The organism is Actinomadura sp. BRA 177 (assembly GCF_013372625.1).
Lineage (GTDB): Bacteria > Actinomycetota > Actinomycetes > Streptosporangiales > Streptosporangiaceae > Spirillospora.
Map to the genome: position 1 here is coordinate 1 of NZ_JABXFD010000355.1, position 21,414 is coordinate 21,414.

The following is a 21,414-nucleotide window of genomic DNA, read 5'->3' on the forward strand; positions in this document are numbered from 1 at the left end:
GTGCTGTGTGGGGGGAGGGGTCAGTGCGGTATAAGGGACGGGGGTCAGCGGGCCCGGCGCCTGGCGGGCCAGCGGCCTGCCCCCGCTGACCCGCCCCGCGGCCTGGCGCGCGACGTGCCCCGCGACGTGCCCCGCGACCTTGCGCGCGGACACCCGGCGGGACGTCCGGTGCGACATCTAACCGTGGTTCGCGCCCAGTGGGCGGCTCGGCACGAATAAGGTGGAAGGCCATGGCCACCTCGGAGTACGTTGCCCAGCCCGCGCGATACGCGATCTTCGTCGACGCGGGATACCTTTACGCGGCCTCCGGTGCGCTGCTGCTCGGCTGCGGTTCCCGGCGCGAGTACCGGGTCGCCGCGGAGAAGCTGATCAAGGCGTTGACCGGCCACGCCGACGAGCAGCGGCGCGGCGAGCTGCTGCGGGTATACTGGTTCGACGCGGCGCCGAAGAAGCAGCCCACGGTCGACCAGCGGGTGATCGCCAACCTGCCGCTGGTGAAGCTGCGGCTCGGCAACCTGAACGCGCAAGGCCAGCAGAAGGGCGTGGATGCCCAGTTGCGCGCCGACCTGGAGGCCCTCGCCCGGCACCGCGCGATCACCGACGCGGTGCTGCTGGCCGGCGACGAGGACATGCTGCCCGCCGTGGAGGCCGCGCAGCGCTACGGCGTCCGCGTGCACCTGTGGGGCGTCGAGCCGACGCACGGCTCCAACCAGGCCGAATGGCTGGTGTGGGAGTCCGACACCGTCGAGGTGCTGCCCGCCGAGTTCCTCCGCCCGTACTTCACCAAGGCCAAGGTCCTGCCGGTGCCCGCTCCCGGCACCGCCGCCGCCGTCCGGGACGCCGCGGCCGCCGCGCAGCGCGCCAATCCCGTCCCGTCCCCGTCCCAGGTGTTCGCGGGCAAGCCCCCGGCGGTCAAGCCGGCGCCCGGCGCCGTCCGCACCGCCGTCCCGGTGACCGGCACCGTGACGCCCGCCACGGTGGCCGCGTCCATGAACACCGCCCAGGCCGACGGCAAGCTCGGCCCGGACCGCGACCACATGCTGGAGATAGGCGAGCACGTCGCGCAGAAGTGGATCTTCGAGCGGGGCCGGGACAACATCCGCGACCTGCTGCCCGGCCCGATCCTGCCGCCCGTCATCGACAAGGAACTGCTGATCGAGGCGGAGAAGGAGCTCGGCGGCTCCCTGCGCCCCTACCAGGAGGCCCGCACCTGGCTGCGGGACGGCTTCTGGGAACGCGTCTACCGCGAGTTCGGCATAGGCATCGGCAAGTCCGACTGACACGTTTTGCTATTGCGCGGACACTGAGCGTCGCCTGCCGGTAAGGTCCCCGCCGTGATTCGGGCACGACCACGGGCCGCCGCGCTGCCGTTCGCCGCGGCCCTCGCGATGGCGGCCGGCGTGCTGGCCGGGTGCGACTCGCCCGTGCCGTTCCACCGGCCCGGGGAGAGATCTCCGGACGACCCGGTGGTCGGGCTGGGCGGGCCCGCGCCGTATCTGAGCGTCCGGCCGGACGCGAAGCGCGGGACGGCGGCGAACGATCCGGCCGTCCCGGACGGCGGGGTGCCGGTCGCGCCGGCCGGGGGGCGGGTCTATGCCGCGACCGGGCCCGGGATGATCGCGCCGAACGCGCGCGGGCTACCGCCGCGGATCTATGTCGCCAACGGCCGGGCCATCGACGTCATCGACCCCGCCACGGCCCGGATCGCCGGGCGGCTCCGCCCCGGGGCGGCGGCGTCGCGGGTCGTGCCGTCGTGGGATCTGCGGAGGCTGTGGGCCACCGACCGCGCGCACGACCTGCTCGTCCCGGTCGGACCGCGCAGCGGGCGGCGCGGGCGCCCGGTGAAGGTCGCCGGGGCCGCCGGGCTCTACTTCACGCCGGACGGGCGGGACGCCCTCGTCCCGGCGCGCCGGCCACGGCGCATCGACGTCCGCGACCCGCGCACGATGGCGCTGCGGGCGACGGTGCCGATGCCGTGCTCGGCGGGCCACGCCGGCTTCTCCATCGGGGGCGCGTCGCTGGTGACGACGTGCACGGCCGCCGGTGCGCTGGCCCGCGTCGACCTCACCGCCCGCCGCGTCGCCGGGACGCTCCGGCTCCCGGACGGGGCGCGGCCCGGCGACCTGCGCCTGTCGCCCGACGGCACCGTGTTCTACGTTGCGGACGCGGCCAAGGGCGGCGTCTGGCTGATCGACGCCCGCCGTTTCGCCCTGCTGGGGTTCGTGCCGACCGCGCCCGGCGCACGCGGTCTGGCGATCAGCCGGGACGCGCGCCGCCTGTTCGTCGTGGGCGGCGGCAGGCTCACCGCCGTCGACTTCCGGACACGGCGCGTCGTGTCCGACTGGCCGCTGCCCGCCGGCAACTCCGTCCCGGGCGGGGTGTCGTCGGACGGGACGGCCCTGTGGCTCGCCGACCGCGCCGGCCTCGTCTACGCCGTGTCCACCCGGACGGGCCGCGTAGTGCGAAAGATCAGGGTCGGCGGGCACCCGACGGGCCTATGCGTCCACCCGCAACCGGGCCGCTACTCCCTCGGCGGCACCGGCCTCTACCGCTAACCCCGTCCTGCCGCAGATCGATCTGGCGCGGGTTGTTCTAGCGGGAGCCGACGCGGTGCCAGTCGGGGACCAGTTCCTCTACCAACGCTTCTGTTTCGGGCTGGAGTTGGTCTAGGTACGGGTCGCGGGCTATGCGGGAGCGGAGTTCGTCCACGACGACTCGGACCTGGGCGACGTCGCCGGTGGCGTGGGTCGCACGGAGCAGGTCGCGCCACAGGCCCTCGTCCTCGGGGGCTAGGCGCAGCCCGGCGCGGGCCGCGCCGACGGCGCCGCGCGGGTCGCCCTCCTCCAGCCGCAGGACGACGAGGCGGTGCGCGACGTCGATGACCCGCGCGGGCGTCTCGTACTCCAGTTCGTGGTCGGCGAGCCACGCGTACCGGCCGCGCGGCCGGTCGGCGAGCAGCGGGCCGCGGACGAGGTCCAGCGCGTACGCCATGTAGGCGGTCTCCGACGCGGGCTCGGCCGCCGACCGCCACACCAGCCAGCGGAACACGGCGATGTCGACCCGCACCTCCGAGCCGAGCCTGATCCGGCCGCGCTCGTCGTGGTACAGGTTGAGGCGGCCCCGCGCGTCCCGGCCGAGCCAGTCCGACACGCGCGCGACGGTCGCGTCGCGGACGCCCGCGCTGGCGCCGCGCGGCCAGATCGCGCCGGACAGCACCGTCGGGTGGACGCCCTCCGGGTGCGCGGCGAGGAACACCAGCAGCTCGGTGCAGAGCGCGCGGCGCTCCTCGTCCATCGGACCGGGCGCCTCGACCTCGATCGGGCCGAGCAGCCGGATGTCGACCGACGACTGCTGCGCGGTCGGCGGCTCCGCGCCGCCGGACAGGCCGGGCAGCTGCACCGAGTCGAGCCGCCCGGCGGTGCGGAACAGCTCGAACACGCCGCGGTAGTCGTCGTCGCGGACGAGCTGCGCGTCGACGTCGAAGCCGAGCACGCCGGCCTGGAGGCGTCCGGCGGCGTCGACGTCCCACGTCCAGGTGGCGCCCTGCACGTCGCCGGGGACGATGTACCCGGCGGCCATCCGGGTGCCGGTGCGTGCGAGCGCGACGAGGCGGTCGGCCTCCTGCTCGTCCGGCTGGTCCGCCATGATCAGGTAGTGCGGCATCCACGCCTCGCCGAACACGCCGCGGCAGCGTCCGGTGAGCACGGAGTCGACGCCGGACGCGGCGAGCGCCTGCCGCACCTCCTCGCTGCGTCCCTCCAGCTCGGGCAGCGCGTCCCGGAGCGTCGGGGCGGACCGGACGCGGTCCGGGGCGATCTCGGTGAGGCCCTCGCCCAGCTCCGCGTCGAACCCGACGAGCGTGATCCGCATGTGGTCGGACCAGCGGTTGGTGGCGAGCTCCAGCGCGATCGCCGACAGCGCGGCGCGGCGGGTGTCCTCGGGGCCGCGGATCGCGATCAGGCCGTGCGCGGCCTCCAGATCGACGAGGATGCGGCCGTTGTCGTTCGTGCCGATCGAGACCAGGCCCGGATAGGGGGCGAGGACGTCGCCGAGGCCCGCTGCCTCCAGCATGGGCAGCGCGTCGCCGCGCAGCCGCCACACTTGGCCGTCGTCGAACGCCTGCCAGGGCGCGGGCGGGTTCCGGTCGGCGGGCGCGATCCACAGGTCGAGGCTGCCGCGCCCGAGATGCACCCCGTAGACGGTGGGGAGCGCCCGGCCGCCCGCCGCCATGGACTTCGACATGTGCCGCAGGCCCAGGTCGAGGAGCTGCGCGGCGTCGTCGTCGGCGCCGATCCGCAGCGCGCGCTCGGCCTCGGCCGCCTCCCCCTCCGGCCGGACGACCATGTGCCCGAACGCGCGGCGCCACAGCTGGGCGCGGCGGCGACGGCCGAGCGTGACGAGGAGTCCGGCGGCGATCAGCGAGGCCGCGGCGAGGCCCTGCGGCCAGCCGATGTCGATCGTCCCGCCGGTGTCCTCGTGCTGCGCCGAGCCCTTGCCGGGGACGTCCGCACCGCCACTGCCCGCGTCGCCGCCCATCTCACTGGACGGCCCGTCCGCGTGCGCGGGCGGATGCGCCGGCTCCGATTCGCGCGGCGCACTCTGTTCTGGAGTGTGGCTCTGCTCAGGTGCAGGACTCTGGCTCTGCTCGGGCGTCTCTGGGGCCTTGCTCTGCTCGGGCGCGGGGCTCTGCTCGGGGGCCTGGCTGTGTTCGGGGGCTGGGCTTTCTGAGGCGGGCGGCGTCTGCGATGCCGGGGGCTGGGTCGGCTGCTCGGGTGCCGGGGCGGGCTTCTCCGGCTCGTCCTGGACGGGGTGGCCGTAGCGGAAGTAGTCGTGCAGGTCCTGGGCCGGGATGACCTTGGCGCCCTTGGCGTCCGCCGGCATCTCCAGGATCCAGCCCGGACGGATCAGGCTGGCAATCGTCAGGCGCGTCCCGTCCGGCTGGACGTGGCCCTTGTTGAGGGAGTAGATCTCCTTGTAGCGGCGGCCCTCACCGAGGCACTTCTCGGCGATCTCCCAGAGGCTCTCGTGGTGGCGTCCCTCGGGCGGCTGCACCCGGTAGATCTTCGTGGTGGCGGACTTCTCCATGGGGTTCGCGGTGAGGTCCTCGGCGACCCGGTCGGCGGCGGCCGGATGCTCCGGCGCGTCCAAGACCTGGTGGAACGTGGCCGACTGCGGCTGCATCTGCACCTGTACCGGCGGGCGCTGCGACAGCCCGCCGGCGGCGAACGCCGGCATGATCGTGGTGGTGGCGGTGAACAGCAGCAGCGCGGCCACGACGAGCCGGTGCACGAGCGACTGCGTCCCGCCCGCGAGCGGCACCCGCGCGGGGACGCCGACGCCGCGCACCCCCGCGTACACCTCGACGACGATGCACGCGGCGAGCTGCAGCCAGGCGAGCCACACCAGCGCCACCAGGATCGTGATCAGCGACCCCGGCCCGACCTTCTGCGTGAGGTCGGACGCGGACGGCAGGTGGTCCGGCAGCGGTGACCCGAACAGCGTGAGCAGCGCGAAGGGGACGCCGACCAGCAGCGCCGCCAGCGCGATGACCGCGCCGATTCCGGCCAGGATGTCGCCCGCGCTGCGCCGCCCGTTCACCCGGACGGGCGTTCGCCGATCGTGCCGCGTCACCATCGCGTCCCTGCCGTTTCCCCGGACGTCGCCCTCATCGTAGATCCGTTCTCCCGCTCGATCACGGCCCATTTCCTCCGGTGACCGGGCGGGCGGTCGCGCTGGAGGTCAGCTGGAACTCGCCGAAGCCGGGGATGATCCCGAGGAGCTGCGGCCGCACGCTGATCCGCACCGTGACCGCGACCTCCTGGTCGTTGGCCTCGCACTGGGACGCGGTGACCTCGTCCGGGTAGGCGGCGAGCAGGTCGCACGCCGCCGCCTGCGCCCGGCCCGGATCGAGGACGGGCTTGCCGGTCTCGCGGAGGGCGTCGGTGTCGATCTGGTTTGCGCCGGCGCGGGCGGCCTGCTCGGCCATGTCGGCGGCGCGCTGCCGGGCGTGGATGGCGAGGCCGCCGTCCACCAGCAGCCCGGCGAGCAGCAGGACGACCGGCGTGAACAGCACCGTGTACATCGCGATCGTGCCGCGATCGTCCTTGCCGATCATGGCGCGGCTCCCGTGTCCGTCCCCCGGTTGGTGAACGTGTCGACGGGCGCGATCGCGTGGCCCTGCAGGCGCTTGGTGCCGGGCAGCCCGATGAACGCGAGGTCGCCGAGGTCGACGTCGCAGGTGACGGTCACGCCGACGCGTCCGCCCGGCCCCCAGTCGGACACGTCGGTCTGGACGCTGGGGCCGCCCGAGCACCAGTCGGTGCCGCGCATCCCGGCGGCGGCGGTGTCGGCGGCGAGGTTCTGCGCGGATCCGGCGCTGCGGGCGATGGACGCGGCGCGGGCGGCGTCCCGGGCGGCGCCGTCGACCTGGCTCTTCGCGTCCACCATCCGTCCGGCACCGGCGAGGAACAGCAGGAACGCGATGAAGATGGGCGTGACCAGCACCATCTCCAAGGACATCGATCCGCGGTCTTTCACGGGCCCGCTCCCCGCTCGCAGGCGGTGCCCGCGCCGACGTCGGGACGGAAGCACTCGATCGGCCCCTGCGAGCGCTGCGACACGTGGAACGTCATGAACGGGACGACCTGGACCGCCTCGCCGCTGACCTCCACCCACCGCTCGTCGTTCTCCTCTCCCGCCCGCACCTGGAGTCCGCTCAGCAGGTCCGGCCCGATCTCGCGGACGGACCCGGCCGCCTTCTGCGTCGCGGCGCCCTCCCAGCCGCCGCCCACCGGCGACGTCCGCGCGACGCGGGCGCCCGCCTGCGCGGCGGCGAGCGCGACGTGCCGGGCGTGGAAGACCATGGCGAACTGCACGACGACGAGCATCACCAGGATGAGGATCGGCGTGAGCAGCGCCCACTCCATCGACGACACGCCCGCGTCGGAGCGCAGGCGTTCCCGGAGCCGCATCGGGGGGTCAGCCCGTGTTGATGCTGTTGGCCTTGTCCTGGATCTTCTTCTGGATCACCGCGCCGATGGTGATCGCGATCAGCGCGAGGATCGCCGTGATGATCGCCCACTCGATGGCGGACGCGCCGCGGCTGCGCTCCTCCTCCGACCGCAGCCGCGCCATCCGGACGCCGAGCACGGCGCGCCAGTACATGACGGACGGATGGTTCCACGGGTTGAGCGGATTCATTCGGACACCTCCACGGGGTCGGGGGCGGGCCCTGAGGTTCATGACGCGAGCACCCGCATCAGGGCCGGGTAGGCGAGGAAGATCAGGAATCCGGCGCAGAGGAACAGCTGCGCGACGAGCATCGACTGGGAGCGCTCGCCGGCCTTGCCCTCCAGCTCCGACAGCTCGCGGCTGCGCATGGACGCGGCGCGCGCGGCGAGCGACTTGCGGATCTGCGCGCCGTCGTCGGAGACGAGCGCGAGCGCCCCGGCGAGGTCGCGCAGCTCGGCGATGTCGAGTTCCTCGCCGAGCCGGCCGAGCGACTGCCACGGCGTCTGCCCGGTGATGCGGGCGTTGGACAGCGCGTCCCGGATGCGGTGCATCGCCCAGCCCTCGCCGACGTTGGACGCGGTCAGCAGCGCCTCGGGGACGCCGCGTCCACCGGCCAGGTTCATGGAGACGAGGTCGAGGAACGCGCCGACGACGTGCCGGAAGTCCTGCCGCCGGGCCTGCGCCTCCTGCCGGAGCTGCATGTCGGGAAAGAAGAAGAACAGGACGGCGAACAGCACGCAGATCCAGGCGGGGACGGCGACGGACGAGCCGAGCCCGAGCAGCGTGAAGTAGGCGACGATCAGCGGGATGACCAGCAGCGCGGCGGCGGGCAGCAGGAACTTCGTGGCGAGGAACGCCTCCAGCGACCGCTCGGTGATCGCGAGGTCGGCGCGGATCGAGCGGAGCCGCCAGCCGCGCGCCTCGCAGAACTTGGCCAGCTCGCGTCCGATCCGGGCGCGCATCCCGCCGACCCGTTCCAGCGTCGGCGACATCCGGCCGAGCTGCTGTTCCTCCAGGTCGCGGCGGCGGGCGGCGTCGAGCGCGGCCATCCGGGCGGCGAGGCCGGGACGGGCCGGGAACAGCGCCCAGACGAGGACGTAGAGGCCGAGGCCGACGACGGCGCCCGCGATCATCGCGGCGTTCACGGCGCGCCACCCCCTCCGGCGTCCATCGTGTGCCGGCCGCGCAGCGGGGGCTCCTTGTTCTGCCAGCCGGCGACGGTGCTCGGCACCTCGCCGGGCACGCCCGGTTCGGCGGCCCGGCGCGGCTCGCTGAGGAACCGTCCCGGCAGCTCGTACCGCGACAGACGCCGCAGCCACAGGAACGCGGCCCCGTACAGGGCGACGACGATGCACAGGACGAGCTGCCCGAGGAAGTCGTCGTACGGCTCGACGTAGGAGTGGTTGAAGACCGCGAGCGCGAGGGCCGTCCCGACGGACACGGCGACGACGATGCGGACGCTGCGCCGGGTCGCGCGCCGGTCGGCCTCGACGCGGCGGCGCATGTCCAGCTCGGCGCGGGCGGACGTGGCGAGCGCGCTCAGCATGTCGCGCAGGCCGGGCCCGCGCAGCTTGGCGTTCAGGATCAGCGCGGCGATCACCAGGTCGGCGGACGGGTCGTCGATGTCGTCGGCGAAGCGGCGCAGCGCCTCCGGCATCGGGACGCGGGTGTGCAGCCGGTCGACGAGGTTGCGGAGCGGCTGCTGGGGCGCGGGCGCGGCGGCGCGCTGCGAGGCGGGAATCGCCTGTTCGAGGCCGACGGCGCCGGCGATCGTGTCGCGGAGCGACTCCGTCCAGCCGGCGAGGCCCTCCAGCCGTGCCATGCCCTTGCGCTCCTCGGCGGCGCCGCCCGCCAGGCCGTTCCAGGCGAGGACGAGCGCGCCCGTGCCGGCGGCGGCGATCGGCCACCGCGTCACGATCAGCACGACGAAGCCGACGATGACGGCCATGGCGGTGCGGGTGGTGAGGGTGCGGATCAGGTCCTCGCGGCTGCGTCCACGGGCGGGTTTCGTGCGGGCGGGCAGCCCGCGCAGCGCGACGACCAGCAGCAGGAGCCCGCCGCCGACCAGGGCGCCCGCGACGATCGCGAGGAGGACGTCCGGCGTGTACATCACCAACCACCCCCGGCCGACGGGTCGTAGCCGTACTCGGCCAGCTCGGCGACGCAGGAGATGGGCGCGGACGGGACCGCGTACCCGCCCGTCCCGAGCGCGAACACCTCCGACGACAGGACCCGCCCGTCCACGCCGGTGACCTCCCGGACGCTGGACACGAACCGCCGCAGCCGCCCACCCGCCGCGTAGTCGTTGCGCTTCTCGATGAACACGACGAAGTCGATCGCGCCCGCGATCAGCATGTGCGTCGCCTCGACCGGCAGCCGCTCCTCCGACTGGATCGCGTACGTGGCGACGCGGTTGAAGACCTCCACCGACGAGTTCGCGTGGATCGTGGACAGCGACCCGTCGTTGCCCTGCGTCATCGCGTTCAGCATCGTGACGATCTCGTCGCCGAGCACCTCGCCGACGATCACGCGGGACGGGTTCATGCGCAGCGACCGGCGGACCAGCTCCGCCATCGAGATCGCGCCCTGCCCCTCGGAGTTCGGCAGCCGCTGCTCGAACGCGACGCAGTTCGGATGCAGCTCCGGGAAGGCGTCCAGGCCGAGTTCCATGGCGCGCTCGACGGTGATGAGCCGCTCGGTCGGCGGGATCTCGTTGGCGACCGCGCGCAGCAGCGTCGTCTTCCCCGCGTTCGTCGCGCCCGCGATCATGATGTTCTTGCGGGCGAGGACGGCGGCGCGGAAGAACTGCCCGATCTCCTGCGTGAACGTCCCGTTGCCGACCAGGTCGGCGAGGAACACCTTGCCGAGGCGGGCGCGGCGGATCGACAGCGCGGGGCGGACGGTCACGTCCATCACGGCGGACAGCCGCGAGCCGTCCGGGAGGCGCAGGTCGAGCTGCGGGTTCGCGGTGTCGAACGGGCGCGACGACAGCCCGCTGTAGGCGGCGAGGATCTGGATCAGCTCGACCAGTTCCTCGTCGCTCTCGGCGACCGGCTCGCCCATCACCTCGCGTCCGTCGGCGTAGCCGATGAACACGCGGTCGCAGCCGTTGATGTCGATGTTCTCGATCTCGGGGTCTTCGAGGAGCGGCTGGAGGCGGCCGACGCCGAACAGCGCGGCGTGCACGCCGGCGGCGAGCGCCTCCTCCTCCTCGGCGTTCGGCGGGCGGCGCCCGGAGGTGATCTCGCCGCGCGCGAACTCCTCCAGCACCTGGCCGATGAGGGCGCGGGCGAACTGCCGCTCGTCCTCCCCGGACATCGGCGGCAGCCCGTTCGCCGCGTCCAGCCGGCGCTGCTGCGCCAGCCGGTCGCCGACCTCCTGGCGGAGGCGTTTGACCAGCCCGTGGTCCATCTACAGCCTCCCCTCCTGCGGAACGGCGACCGGAACCTGCGGCGCACCAGGCGGGGGCCCCGTGGTGGGCGTCTCCGTGGTGGGCGCCTCCGTGGCGAGGCGTCCGACCAGGTCGGCGGCGACCTCGCGGGCCGAGCGGATCAGCAGCGACCGGTCCAGCCGTCCGCCCCATTGGCCGGACAGCAGGTCGGCGCCCTTCGGATCGAGCGCCAGCCCGCCGAGGACGGTCACGCCGGGCGGCGGCGGGCCCTGCGCCGGATCGGGCGCCGCCTGGCCCCGGTTCCGCGCGCCCGCGATGATCCGGTCGACCTCGGCGACCGAGCCGCGGAAGTCGCGCGGGTCGGCGAGCACGAGCACCCCGACCGGCGGGCCGCCGCGCAGCTCCTCGGTCAGCACGGCGACGCGTTCACGCAGGTGGGCGACCTGTTCGAGGGTGGCGCGGGTGAGCAGAACGACCATGTCGGCCTCCCGCATCAGCTCGGTCAGCGGGGTGCCGGCGCCGAGCCGTCCGCAGTCGGCGAGGACGTCCACCGGGGCGAGGCCGGCGAACGCGCGGCCGAGCGGCCCCCACAGCCACGTCATCGCCTGCGCCTGCTCGGCGTTGGTGAGCCCGACGAGCACGTCGAGGCCGCCGACGAGCCGCTGGCAGTGCTCGGCGACCTGGTCGGGGCGCAGGCCGCGGCGGGCCGTCGCGGCGAGGCTGAGCAGCCCGCGGGACGGGTTGAGCATGCCGCCGTCCCCGTCGCCGCCGTCCGGCGAGGCGGCGGGCAGCCGGTACACGAGGTCGCCGCCCGCCTGGTCGCACTCCGCGACCAGCACGGGACGCGGCCATACGGCGCCGAGCGCGACCGCCGCGGTCGTGACGCCCGGCGCCCCCTTGTCGGCCGCGAGCGCGATGAGTGCCACCGTCAGTTACCGCCCGTGCCTTGACCCTGCCCGCCGTTCTGGTTGGGCGTGCCGCCGGGAACGGGCTGGACGCCGTTGCCCGGCTTTTCGGGCGGCGCCGCCATCTTCGTCCCGGGCGGTATCAGCGCGAGCGCGACCGCTCCGGCGGAGGCCGCCTGCGTCACCTGCGCCGCGTCCGCCGGGAGAACGGCGACGTCCACGCTGGTCTGGTCGGAGCGCAGCCGGGTCGGGCCGCCGTCGTCCGCGGCGCCGATGCCGACCACGACGGCGTCCTGGGCGAGGACGGTCCCGGCGCGCGGACCGCCGTTCTGCCCGCCGCCGACCGCGTACAGCGTGACGTGGCTGCTCTGGATCACCTTGTCGGACGGCATCTGGCCCGCCTTGAGCGCGAGCCCGACGATCACGCGCCCGTTCTCCGGCGCGGTCTGCGGGCTGATCATGCCGTTGGTCAGCAGCGCGCCCTTCACCAGCGGGACGGCCGCGATGTGCCGCGTCACCTTCTCCCGCTCCGACCAGTTCAGGTACAGGATCCCGGTATCGCCGATCTGTACCTCTTCCAGGGCGCTCGCCGGGATCTGCTGCCCGGCCGCGACCGGCTGCGCGACGCGGATCGCCGACACCCGCTCGCCGCTCGCCATCACGAGGTAGGCGCTGGCGAGGGCGCCGCCGAGGATCAGCAGCACGGCGAGCGCCGCCAGCGCCGGCTTGCGCTCGCGCGGCGAACTGGGAAGCCGCTGCCCTCCCGAGGTGCCGAGCCCCGACCGGCCGAGTCCCGCCGTCCCACCGGACGGGCCCGCCGCGCCACCGCCGGAGACGGTCGACTGGTTGGCCTTCATCGCGCTGCCCACGCGCTCCTTCCCGCCCTCCCGCGGACCCCGTCCTGCGGGATTCCGCGACACCGAGCGATCCATGCTTGCGGGGGCGGCAAGGTCACGTCAATGGATTCGGTCGAGTCAAGCCGTTCCGTATCCGGGCATACCGCGGTGACCTGCGAATTCGTTGATCACAATGCTACTTACCACCAGTCACATCCGTCACTGACCACATGCTGGACACCTCCGGGGCGCCCCCGGCGTCACGCTTTCAGGCCGACGAGACGTCCGAGCAAGGTCATCGAGTGGTCGAAGTACGCGGCCCGGTCCTCGATCACGTTGTTGAATTGCCCGAACAATTCGAAGCTGACCGTTCCGTACAAACCGGCCCACGCGGTGAAGGCCCGCGCGATCACGTCGTCGGGGACGTCCATGGGCAGCATGGTGCGCGCGCGGGCGAAGTCCTCCGCGAGTGAAGGCGGTACGGGAGGGCGCGGACCTGCGGGTTCGAGCGCGCCGGCGGCGTGGGCCGCGGTGATGATCCGCGCGAGGACGACCGTGTCGCGCATGGCCGCGGGGACGGTGTCCTGCGGCGCCTTGTAGCCGGGGACGGGCGACCCGTACAGCAGGGCGTACTCGTGCGGATGCGCCAGCGCCCACGCGCGGACGGCCCGGCACACGGCGAGCCACCGTCCGGCGAAGTCGCCCTCCCCGGCCTTGGCGTCGGCTCGCTCGACGGCCTCCCCCACGGCGTTGTAGCCGTCGATGATCAGCGCGGTCAGCAGGTCGTCGCGACTCGGGAAGTACCGGTAGATCGCCGACGACACCATGCCCATCTCGCGGGCGACCGCGCGCAGCGACAGCCCCGCCGCGCCCGCCGTCGCCAGCTGTCGCCGCGCGATCTCGGTGATCTCCCGGATCAGCTCCGCCCGAACCCGTTCCCGTGCCGTACGACCTGCGCTCATGGTCCGAGGTTAGCAGAGCATCGACCCGAACCGAGAGCACTGCTCTTGACATCGCCGCTCTCTGGAGAGAGCATTGCTCTCGTTGCGGAGCACTGAACCAGAGGAGACGGTCATGCCGAGCCTGGCGACCCTGCACGACGAGTACGCACTGCGCGGCCGGATCGACGAGGCCGCGCCGGTCACCAACACGTCCAGCGTCCTGATCGACGCGTCACCGGACCGGGTCTGGGACGTCCTCGCCGGCCTGCGCGGCTGGGAGACGTGGGCGCCCGGCTTCAAGCTCCGCGCTCTGGACGCCGTGGAACCGGGCCGGGAGTTCCGCTGGACCCAGAACGGCACCCCGCTCCGCTCCCGCTTCGCCGTGGTCGACCCGGGCCGCGAACTGAGCTGGACGGGCAGCATGCTCGGCCTTTACCGAGCCGTGGACCGCATGGTCCTGACCCCGGAGAACGGACGCACCCGCGTCACCCTCCAGGAATCCCTGGACGGCCCCCTCGTCCGCCTCATCTACGGCCAGGACAAACTCCGCGCCGGCCACGAAACCCGCCTGGCCGCCCTGAAAGCCCACATCGAAGCCCGCGCCTGACGCCAGACCAGCCGTCCGGGCCGCTGCGCGGACCACGTCCGGACGATCAGCGGGGCCCCTGACCAGGGTCGGCCGTTCGGCCGGGGACATCAGCCGGCTGGTGAAGCCGGTCGAGCACGAGTGACAGCACGCACGAAGCAGCTAGAACCAGCAAAAGGAGACAGAACCATGGGTAAGCACGTGATCGTTGGGGCGGGGCAGGTCGGGGTGCACCTGGCCGAGCGGCTCGTCCAGCGGGGGCATGACGTCGTCGTCGTGACGCGGTCCGGGTCGGGGCCCGAGGGGGTTGAGCGGGTCGCGGCCGATGTCGCGGACCGGGCGCGGCTGACCGAGGTCACCAAGGGGGCCGACGCGCTCTACAACTGCGTCAACCCGCGCTACCACTGGTGGGTGCAGGACTGGCCGCCGATGGCGGCGTCCTTCCTCGGGGCCGCCGAGGACACCGGGGCCGTGCTCGTGACGCTGAGCAACCTCTATGTGTACGGGCCGGTGGACGGGCCGATGACCGAGGACCTGCCGCTCGCCGCGACCGGCATCAAGGGACGGGTGCGGGCGAAGATGTGGGACGACGCGTTCGCCGCGCACGAGGCGGGCCGCATCCGGATGACCGAGCTGCGCCCGTCCGACTACTACGGGCCGCGCAGCACCGACCAGGCGTACATCGGCGAGACGCGGTTCGTGAAGCCGCTGCTGGCGGGGAAGCGGGTGACCTACCTCAGCGACCCGTCCGTCCCGCACGCGTGGACGTACCTGCCGGACGTCGCCGAGGCCCTCGCCATCGCGGGGACGGACGAGCGGGCGTGGGGCCGGCCGTGGCACGTCCCGACGGGCCCGGCGGTGTCGACGACCGAGGTCGCGGAGCGGCTGTGCGCGATCGCCGGCGCGCCGGCGCCGCGGCTCTCCGAGCTGCCGCGCTTCGCGTTCCGCGCGCTCGGGCTGTTCTCGCCGATGATGAAGGAGCTGCGGGAGACCCGCTACCAGTTCGACAAGCCGTACATTCTGGACTCTTCCGCGTTTCAGGCGACGTTCGGGATGGCTCCGACACCGCTCGACGACGCCCTCGAAACGATCGTCGCCGCCTACCGGAAGTCCGCGGCGGTAGGTAATTAAGCTGAGCGGGAATTCCAGAGACGTCGGAGGCTCGGATGCGGATCTCGTTCACGGCGCTGACCGGCGGAGGACCTCGCGATGTCGTGATAAATGTCGATTCCGAGGTCACCGTGGGCGGGGTCGCGCAGTCGCTCGCCGCCACCCTGGACGGCCCCGCACCGGCCCTGACCCCCCGCTTCTCCAAGGCCGCCCTCCTCGCCAAGGACGGGCCCGGCCCGCGCAAGGCCCTGTGGATGGACGGCCGGATGCTCGACCCGCAGGCCCTCGCCGTCAAGGAACTGCGGGACGGCGCCGTCGTGGCGGTCGAGCAGCGCGGCGCCGCCGCCACCGTGCTCACCGAGCCGACCGGCCTCGTCGAGGTGCGGGTCGCCGGCGGCCCGGCGGCCGGGTCGGTGCACCGGCTCGGCCTCGGGACCAGCACGATCGGGTCCGGACGGGACGTGGACGTGGTGCTCGACGACCCGTCCGTCCCGGCCCGGTCCCTGCGCCTCACGGTCGGGGGGGACGCCGTCGAGGTCGAGCCGTCCGCGATGACGATGCAGAGCTCGGCCGCGCTGGACGGCACGCCGCTGGGCGCGAAGACGATCTGGCCGGTGGGCGGCATGCTGTCGGTCGGCGGCAGCGTGCTGACGCTCGCGCCGAGCGCCGCGCCCGACACCCATCTGGGGCCGCTGCCCGAGGGCGGGCTGGCGTTCAACCGGCCGCCCCGGCTGCGTCCGGCAGACCGGGGGCGGACGCTGGACGTCCCGAAACGTCCCGAACGGAACCCGCGCGAGCGGCTGCGGCTGTTCGGCGCGCTGCTGTTCTCGGCGTTCGGGCTCGTCATGGCGTTCGCGCTCGGCCAGTGGTGGTGGGCGCTGTTCGCGCTGGCCTGGCCGGTGATGACGCTCGGCGAGTGGGTCGGCGACCGGCTGCACGGCCGCAAGTCGTACAAGAAGGCGCTGAAGGAGTACCACCACAAGTCGGGCGAATTTGACGGCGAGATGGAGCGGCTGCGGCGCGCGGACGAGGCGGAGCGGCGCGCCCTGCACCCCGATCCGGCGGAGGTGCTGCTGACCGCGACCGGCCCGCGGCGGCGGCTGTGGGAGCGGCGCCGCGACGACGCCGACGCCCTGCACCTGCGGGTCGGCCTCGCCGACCTGCCCGCCCGCATCGAGCTGACCGGCGAGCCGGGCGAGGTGCGGGTCCCGGACGCCCGGCAGGTTCCGGTGGCGCTGCCGCTCGCCGACCTCGGCGTCATCGGGCTGACCGGTCCGCGGCACGCGTCGCGCGGGCTGGCGCGGTGGCTGGTCGCGCAGGCGGCCGTCCTGCACAGCCCCCGCGACCTGGCGATCGTCGTCCTGTCCGCCGACCAGCGGGGCGGGGTCGAGTGGAACTGGGTGCGCTGGCTGCCGCACTGCGCGCCGCGCGAAGGCGAGGACTGCGTCGCCCTCGTCGGGACGGACCCGGAGTCGGCCGCGCACCGCGTCACCGAACTCGCCATCCGGGTGACGGAACGGCGGCGTGCCGCGCAGGCGGAATCGTCGTTCTTCGGTCAGGGAGGGGCGCCGGCCGTCCCGTACAACATCCTGATCGTGCTGGACGGCGCGCGCGCGTTGCGTCGCATACCCGGCATGCCGATGCTCCTGTCGCGAGGTGCCGAGTACGGCCTCTACGCCATCTGCATCGACGACGAGGAACGTCTCCTACCGGAGGAGTGCCAGGCGGTCGCCGCGTGGGAGCCGCAATGGCCTTCCCTGATACATCTCCAGGGGCAAGGGCTCGAAGTCGTCGGTCCTGTGGTCGCCGACCAGGTTTCGGCGACCTGGTCCGATCGGGTGGCGCGCGCGCTGGCCCCCGTCCGGGACGTGTCCCGCGAGGACGCCGAAGACTCGATTCCGGCCGATGTTCGGCTTCTCGACGTCCTCGACATGCCCGACCCCACGGCCGAGCACATCCTTCAATCATGGGACCGGACGGGTGGGCGGACCACCCGCGTCCCCATAGGGCTCGGTTCAGGGCAGCGCTACGAAATCGACCTCAGGACGGACGGCCCGCACAGCCTCATCGCAGGAACGACCGGTGCCGGCAAGTCGGAGCTGCTGCAGACGCTCATCGCGTCCCTCGCCGTGGCGAACCGTCCGGACGAGATGACGTTCGTCCTCATCGACTACAAGGGCGGCGCCGCGTTCAAGGACTGCGGCCGCCTCCCGCACACCGTCGGCATGGTCACCGACCTGGACGGCCACGCCACCGAACGCGCCCTCGAATCCCTCGCCGCCGAACTGCGCCGCCGCGAGGAGATCCTGCTCGAAGCGGGCGCCAAGGACATCGACGACTACAACGACGTCCGCCTCACCGACTCCGGACTGCCGACCATGCCGCGCCTCGTCCTCGTCATCGACGAGTTCGCCGCCATGGTGACCGAACTGCCCGACTTCGTCACCGGCCTGGTCGACATCGGACGCCGCGGCCGGTCCCTCGGCGTCCACCTGATCCTCGCGACGCAGCGTCCCGCCGGGGTCGTCACCGCCGACATCCGCGCCAACACCAACCTGCGGATCGCGCTGCGCGTCACGGACCCGGACGAATCCACCGACGTCCTCGACTCACCGGACGCCGCGCAGATCTCCAAGTCCACGCCAGGCCGCTGCTACGTCCGCTCCGGGGTGTCGTCACCGCAGGCCGTCCAGTCCGCGCGGATCGGGGGCCGCCGCCCCGGCACCGCCGCGACCACCGGCCCGATGATCCTCCCGCTCCCCTGGCAGGGCCTCGGCCACCCGCTGCCCGCGCCCCGCGAGGCCGCCGACGACACCACCCTGGCCACCGACCTGGGCGTCCTCGTCCAGGCGATCGACGAGGCCGCCCGCCGTGCCGGCATCGCCCGCCAGCCGTCCCCGTGGCTGAACCCGCTGCCCGAACAGGTCAGGCTGGCGCCCCGCACCGCCGCCGGCGGCTCCGTCGTGGACGTCCCGCCGATCCCGTTCGGCATCACCGACCTGCCCGCCGTCCAGTCCCGCGAGGAACTGACGCTCGACCTGACCACCGGCGGCCACCTCTACCTCGCCGGCTCCGCCCAGTCGGGCCGCTCCACCGCGCTGCGCACCATCGCCGGCTCCCTCGCCGTCTCCTGCTCCCCTTACGACGCCCACCTGTACGCGATCGACTGCGGCGCGAACGCGCTGCTCCCGCTGATCTCCCTGCCGCACTGCGGAGCCGTCGTCACCCGCGACCAGCTCGACCGTTGCGAACGGCTCCTCACCGCCCTCACCGCCGAGGTCGCCCGCCGCCAGCAACTCCTCGCCGAGGCCGGCTTCGCGTCCCTCGCCGAGCAGCGCGCCGCCGTCGCCGCCACCGACCGCCTCCCCTGGATGGTGCTGCTCCTCGACCGCTGGGAGGGCTTCCTCGGCGCGTTCGAGCACTACGACTACGGCCGCCTCGTCGACCAGGCCATCCGCCTCCTCCGCGAGGGCGCCGCCGTCGGCCTCCGCGCCGTCTTCACCGGCGACCGCTCCGGCCTCGGCGGCCAGATCTCCACCGTCTTCGACCGCCGCCTACTCCTGCGCATGGCCGACCCGAACGACTACGGCTACGGCGGCCTCCAGGACAAACAGGTCCCCGCCGCAATGCCCCCCGGCCGCGCCCTGGAACCGACAACCCCAGGCGCACCGCCACACGAATCCCAGATCGGCCTCCTAGGGGACGACCCCTCAGGCACGTTCCAAGTCGCCGTCCTCCAGGAAATAGCCCGCACCTGCGTCTCCCGCTACGGACGCCTGCCCCGCCGCCAACGCCCCCTCCACGTGGACGAACTCCCCGTCCGCGTCACCTACCGCGAAGCAATGTCACTCGACCCGGAATTCACAGCCCCATCACCCCTCTGGGCCCTGGTCGGCGTAGGCGGCGACACCCTCGCCCCCATCGGCATCGACCTCCTCAACGAGGGCCCAGGCTTCGCCGTCGCCGGCCCGCCCCGCTCAGGCCGCTCCACCACCCTCCGCACGATCGTCCACTCCCTCCTGGACCCCGCAGTAGGCGGCGGCCTCATACCCGTCGTCCTGGTAACCCCCCGCCGCTCCCCCCTCCGCCTGCTCTCCAGCCACCCGGGCGTCCTAGGCGTCCTCACTTCCGACGCCGACCCCGACGACCTAACCGAAGCCATAGGCGACGAGCACCGCTACGCCGTGATCGTGGACGACGCCGAGCTCCTCGACGAAACCGACCTGGACGACGCCCTCCGCGACGTCCTCCGCACCGCCCGCGACGGCGAACACGCCGTCGTCATCGGCGGCACCACCGCCGACCTGGGCCGCGGCTACCGCGGCTTCCTCTCCGACACCCGCCGCTCCCGCTCCGGCGTCCTGCTCTCCATCGACTCCCCCGACGACGGCGACCTCTTCGGCCTCCGCCTCCCCCGCAACGCCCCCCTAACCGGCCCAACCGGCCGCGGCCTCTTCGTGGCAACGGGCATGACAACCCAAATCCAAGTAGCCCTCCCCCCACCCACCACCGACTGATCAACGCCGCCGAAACCGCCGCTCATCAACGGTGCCGAACGACGGATCCATCCACTCGGCAACCTTCTCCGGCGCTGGCTTCCCTTTAGCCGACCGCCACACGCAAAAGAACACCACCACAAACGCCACGGACAGGGTCACCGCATAAATGGCCCCGTATCCGAGGTCGTGCTTCTCACCCGGATCGAAGGAGAACGCGAAGGGCGAGACAGCGGTGACGCAGCCGACCAACCACGTCACACATAGATCACCGGACGACCGGAGGTGATGTAATGATACAGTCACGGACTGTGAAATTGGTGGTGCAGGTGAAGCTGCTGCCGACGCCCGAGCAGGCGTCGGCACTGGAGCACACCCTGCATCGAGTCAACACCGCCGCCAACCAGGTGGCGGCCATCGCGTTCGCCCTCGGGCTCCGCGGCCGCGAACTGCCGTTGCGGACCCTATGCTACGGAGACCTCAAAGCCGATGGACTCGGCGCCCAAGCCGCCCAGCACGTGATCAAACGGGTCGTGGACGCCTACACCACCCTCCGGGCCAACATCCGCAACGGCAACCTCGGCGGCCCGGCATCCGCGCGGCGCCGCAAGGCCGAGTCCAAACCCATCGTCTTCCGCGCCGACGCCGCGCACGCCTTCGACGACCGCAACCTGTCATGGCAACTGGACGCGGGCACCGTCAGCATCTGGACCACGGCGGGGCGGTGCAAGAACCTGAAGTTCGCCTGCTCGCCCGACCAGGCCAAGACGCTGGCCGCGTACCGCAAGGGCGAATCGGACCTGGTGCACCGGGACGGCAAGTGGTTCCTGATCGCCACGTGCGATGTCCCCGAGTCCGAGGTGTACGAGCCGGCCGACTGGGTGGGCGTGGACCGCGGCATCGTCAACCTGGCCACCACCAGCGACGGCGACAACCACCAGGGCCGCCGCCTCGACCGGTACCGGCGCTGGCAGGCCCGCAAACGCGCCGAACTCCAAGCCAAACGCACCCGGTCGGCGGCCCGGCTGCTGAAGAAGCGGGCCCGCCGCGAGAGGCGGCACGCCACACATGTCAACCACAAGATTTCCAAGCAGGTCGTTGCCGTCGCGGCACGCACCGGACGCGGCATCGCACTCGAAGAACTGAGTGGGATCCGCGCACGGGTCACGGTTCCTCGCGACCAGCGGGCACGCCTGTCCTGTTGGCCTTTCCACCAACTCGGGCAGTTCATCGCCTACAAGGCCCGCCGCCAAGGCGTGCCGTTCATCGAGGTGGATCCGGCCTACACCTCGCAGCGCTGCCCGCGCTGCGGCCACACCGAGCGGGCCAACCGACCCGCCCGGGACCACTTTGCATGTCGCCGGTGCGGTCTCGCTGGGCCCGCCGACGTCGTCGCCGGGGTCAACGTGCGCGACCGCGCACGCTCGGCGTGGGTATTCGTCAACATGCCCCAACCCGCCCCCACCTAGCGTGAGGGCCGGTGGATGCGACCCGTGACCGCCCCACCGTAACGGGCAGTCGGGAGCGTAAACAAAACCCCCAAAGGACCGAACAGACAAGCCCGGTCCCGGTCAGGGGCGAGTAGTTGACGTAGTCGCCGTCTTGGCGACAGATGATGAGGGCGAGCTTCTGACGGTTCCATGTCGGAGGCGGCCTCGTCGGCCCAGGCGGCGATGCGTTTGATCTCCATCGCGGGCGCCGTGCTGACCTGGGCGGTGTTGAGGGCCTGCCACAGCTTGTCGGCGAGTCCGGCCAGTTTCGGGGCGGCCTGCGTGAGCTGCTGGGTCATGTGCTCGAACTCGGCGAGTTTCACGCCGCAGGTGCCGGGGTCAAGCCAGCCCATGTGAGCCTCGGTCCAGTTCGTCCCGGACGAGTTGCAGGGCCTTGCGCAGTTCGGCGTGCAGGGCGGCGTCGTTCGCGTCGAGCTTGCGCGCGAAAGTGCGGGAGGCGGTGCCGCCGACCCAGGCGTGGTCGTCCATGGCGTGGCGGGAGGCGGTGAACAGGTGCCAGTGCTCGTCGGACAGCACTTGGATCGCGCCCAGGAGGAATTGCAGTTGCAGCGGTGACGGCTTGCTCACGGGGGTCCCGCTGGCGTGGCCCGGTCGCGGGGACGCCGGGGGTGGAAGCTGAATGCGGGT

At 72.9% G+C, this 21,414-nt stretch carries 20 protein-coding genes; 6 read left to right on the forward strand and 14 right to left on the reverse strand.

Annotated features, from left to right (window positions below):
- Positions 1 to 230: 230 nt before the first annotated feature.
- The gene (locus tag HUX53_RS19615; RefSeq protein WP_176404670.1) at positions 231 to 1,280 is read left to right on the forward strand and encodes an NYN domain-containing protein; all 1,050 of its coding nucleotides are present in this window, start codon (positions 231 to 233) and stop codon (positions 1,278 to 1,280) included.
- Between the two features lie 54 nt (positions 1,281 to 1,334).
- Positions 1,335 to 2,555, forward strand: coding sequence for a YncE family protein (locus HUX53_RS19620; RefSeq protein WP_176404671.1), 1,221 nt, complete (start codon positions 1,335 to 1,337; stop codon positions 2,553 to 2,555).
- 37 nt (positions 2,556 to 2,592) lie between these two features.
- Here the strand turns inward: HUX53_RS19620 and HUX53_RS19625 are convergent, their stop codons facing one another.
- The 11 genes from HUX53_RS19625 to HUX53_RS19675 form a co-directional block, all read right to left on the reverse strand.
- The gene (locus HUX53_RS19625) at positions 2,593 to 5,703 is read right to left on the reverse strand and encodes a BTAD domain-containing putative transcriptional regulator (protein ID WP_255205425.1); all 3,111 of its coding nucleotides are present in this window, start codon (positions 5,701 to 5,703) and stop codon (positions 2,593 to 2,595) included.
- Entirely contained in the window at positions 5,693 to 6,115 is a 423-nt protein-coding gene (locus HUX53_RS19630) for a pilus assembly protein TadG-related protein (protein WP_255205426.1), read from the reverse strand. Before HUX53_RS19630 ends, HUX53_RS19625 begins: the two co-directional genes overlap by 11 nt.
- On the reverse strand, positions 6,112 to 6,537 hold the full coding sequence (locus HUX53_RS19635; RefSeq protein ID WP_309237321.1) for a pilus assembly protein: 426 nt from the start codon (positions 6,535 to 6,537) through the stop codon (positions 6,112 to 6,114). Before HUX53_RS19635 ends, HUX53_RS19630 begins: the two co-directional genes overlap by 4 nt.
- On the reverse strand, positions 6,534 to 6,971 hold the full coding sequence (locus HUX53_RS19640; protein ID WP_176404672.1) for a TadE family protein: 438 nt from the start codon (positions 6,969 to 6,971) through the stop codon (positions 6,534 to 6,536). The genes HUX53_RS19635 and HUX53_RS19640 overlap by 4 nt, the downstream gene beginning before the upstream one ends.
- 7 nt (positions 6,972 to 6,978) lie before the next feature.
- Positions 6,979 to 7,200 (reverse strand): Flp family type IVb pilin, encoded by a 222-nt coding sequence (locus tag HUX53_RS19645; protein WP_176404673.1) that lies wholly within the window; start codon positions 7,198 to 7,200, stop codon positions 6,979 to 6,981.
- A gap of 38 nt (positions 7,201 to 7,238) precedes the next feature.
- Positions 7,239 to 8,156, reverse strand: coding sequence for a type II secretion system F family protein (locus HUX53_RS19650; RefSeq protein WP_176404674.1), 918 nt, complete (start codon positions 8,154 to 8,156; stop codon positions 7,239 to 7,241).
- On the reverse strand, positions 8,153 to 9,121 hold the full coding sequence (locus HUX53_RS19655; protein ID WP_176404675.1) for a type II secretion system F family protein: 969 nt from the start codon (positions 9,119 to 9,121) through the stop codon (positions 8,153 to 8,155). Before HUX53_RS19655 ends, HUX53_RS19650 begins: the two co-directional genes overlap by 4 nt.
- Complete coding sequence (locus HUX53_RS19660; RefSeq protein ID WP_176404676.1) at positions 9,121 to 10,422, reverse strand: CpaF family protein; 1,302 nt, start codon at positions 10,420 to 10,422, stop codon at positions 9,121 to 9,123. The genes HUX53_RS19655 and HUX53_RS19660 overlap by 1 nt, the downstream gene beginning before the upstream one ends.
- Complete coding sequence (locus HUX53_RS19665) at positions 10,423 to 11,328, reverse strand: hypothetical protein (protein WP_255205427.1); 906 nt, start codon at positions 11,326 to 11,328, stop codon at positions 10,423 to 10,425.
- A 2-nt stretch (positions 11,329 to 11,330) separates the two neighbouring features.
- Complete coding sequence (locus tag HUX53_RS19670) at positions 11,331 to 12,176, reverse strand: hypothetical protein (protein WP_309237322.1); 846 nt, start codon at positions 12,174 to 12,176, stop codon at positions 11,331 to 11,333.
- 227 nt (positions 12,177 to 12,403) lie between these two features.
- Positions 12,404 to 13,105, reverse strand: a complete 702-nt coding sequence (locus HUX53_RS19675; RefSeq protein ID WP_176404677.1) for a TetR/AcrR family transcriptional regulator — start codon at positions 13,103 to 13,105, stop codon at positions 12,404 to 12,406.
- 112 nt (positions 13,106 to 13,217) lie between these two features.
- Between HUX53_RS19675 and HUX53_RS19680 the strand changes: the two genes are divergently transcribed.
- The 3 genes from HUX53_RS19680 (at position 13,218) to HUX53_RS19690 (ending at position 19,297) form a co-directional block, all read left to right on the forward strand.
- Positions 13,218 to 13,691: an SRPBCC family protein gene (locus tag HUX53_RS19680; RefSeq protein WP_176404678.1), complete on the forward strand. Its 474-nt coding sequence runs from the start codon at positions 13,218 to 13,220 to the stop codon at positions 13,689 to 13,691.
- 168 nt (positions 13,692 to 13,859) lie between these two features.
- Positions 13,860 to 14,801, forward strand: coding sequence for an NAD-dependent epimerase/dehydratase family protein (locus HUX53_RS19685; RefSeq protein WP_176404679.1), 942 nt, complete (start codon positions 13,860 to 13,862; stop codon positions 14,799 to 14,801).
- 35 nt (positions 14,802 to 14,836) lie between these two features.
- The gene (locus tag HUX53_RS19690) at positions 14,837 to 19,297 is read left to right on the forward strand and encodes an FtsK/SpoIIIE domain-containing protein (RefSeq protein WP_176404680.1); all 4,461 of its coding nucleotides are present in this window, start codon (positions 14,837 to 14,839) and stop codon (positions 19,295 to 19,297) included.
- Here the strand turns inward: HUX53_RS19690 and HUX53_RS19695 are convergent, their stop codons facing one another.
- A complete protein-coding gene (locus HUX53_RS19695; RefSeq protein ID WP_176404681.1) occupies positions 19,298 to 19,537 on the reverse strand; it encodes a hypothetical protein in 240 nt (79 codons plus the stop codon). It lies immediately after the preceding gene.
- A gap of 50 nt (positions 19,538 to 19,587) precedes the next feature.
- On the opposite strand from HUX53_RS19695, the gene HUX53_RS19700 reads away from it, so the two are divergent.
- Positions 19,588 to 20,745 (forward strand): transposase, encoded by a 1,158-nt coding sequence (locus tag HUX53_RS19700; protein WP_309237323.1) that lies wholly within the window; start codon positions 19,588 to 19,590, stop codon positions 20,743 to 20,745.
- Here the strand turns inward: HUX53_RS19700 and HUX53_RS19705 are convergent.
- Together HUX53_RS19705 and HUX53_RS19710 are read right to left on the reverse strand one after the other, a co-directional pair.
- A complete protein-coding gene (locus tag HUX53_RS19705) occupies positions 20,742 to 21,119 on the reverse strand; it encodes a hypothetical protein (protein WP_176404682.1) in 378 nt (125 codons plus the stop codon). The two genes, HUX53_RS19700 and HUX53_RS19705, sit on opposite strands and share 4 nt — an antisense overlap.
- Positions 21,106 to 21,354 carry a hypothetical protein gene (locus HUX53_RS19710; RefSeq protein WP_176404683.1) on the reverse strand — a complete coding sequence of 83 codons (249 nt, stop codon included), beginning with the start codon at positions 21,352 to 21,354 and terminating at the stop codon, positions 21,106 to 21,108. Before HUX53_RS19710 ends, HUX53_RS19705 begins: the two co-directional genes overlap by 14 nt.
- Positions 21,355 to 21,414: the final 60 nt, after the last annotated feature.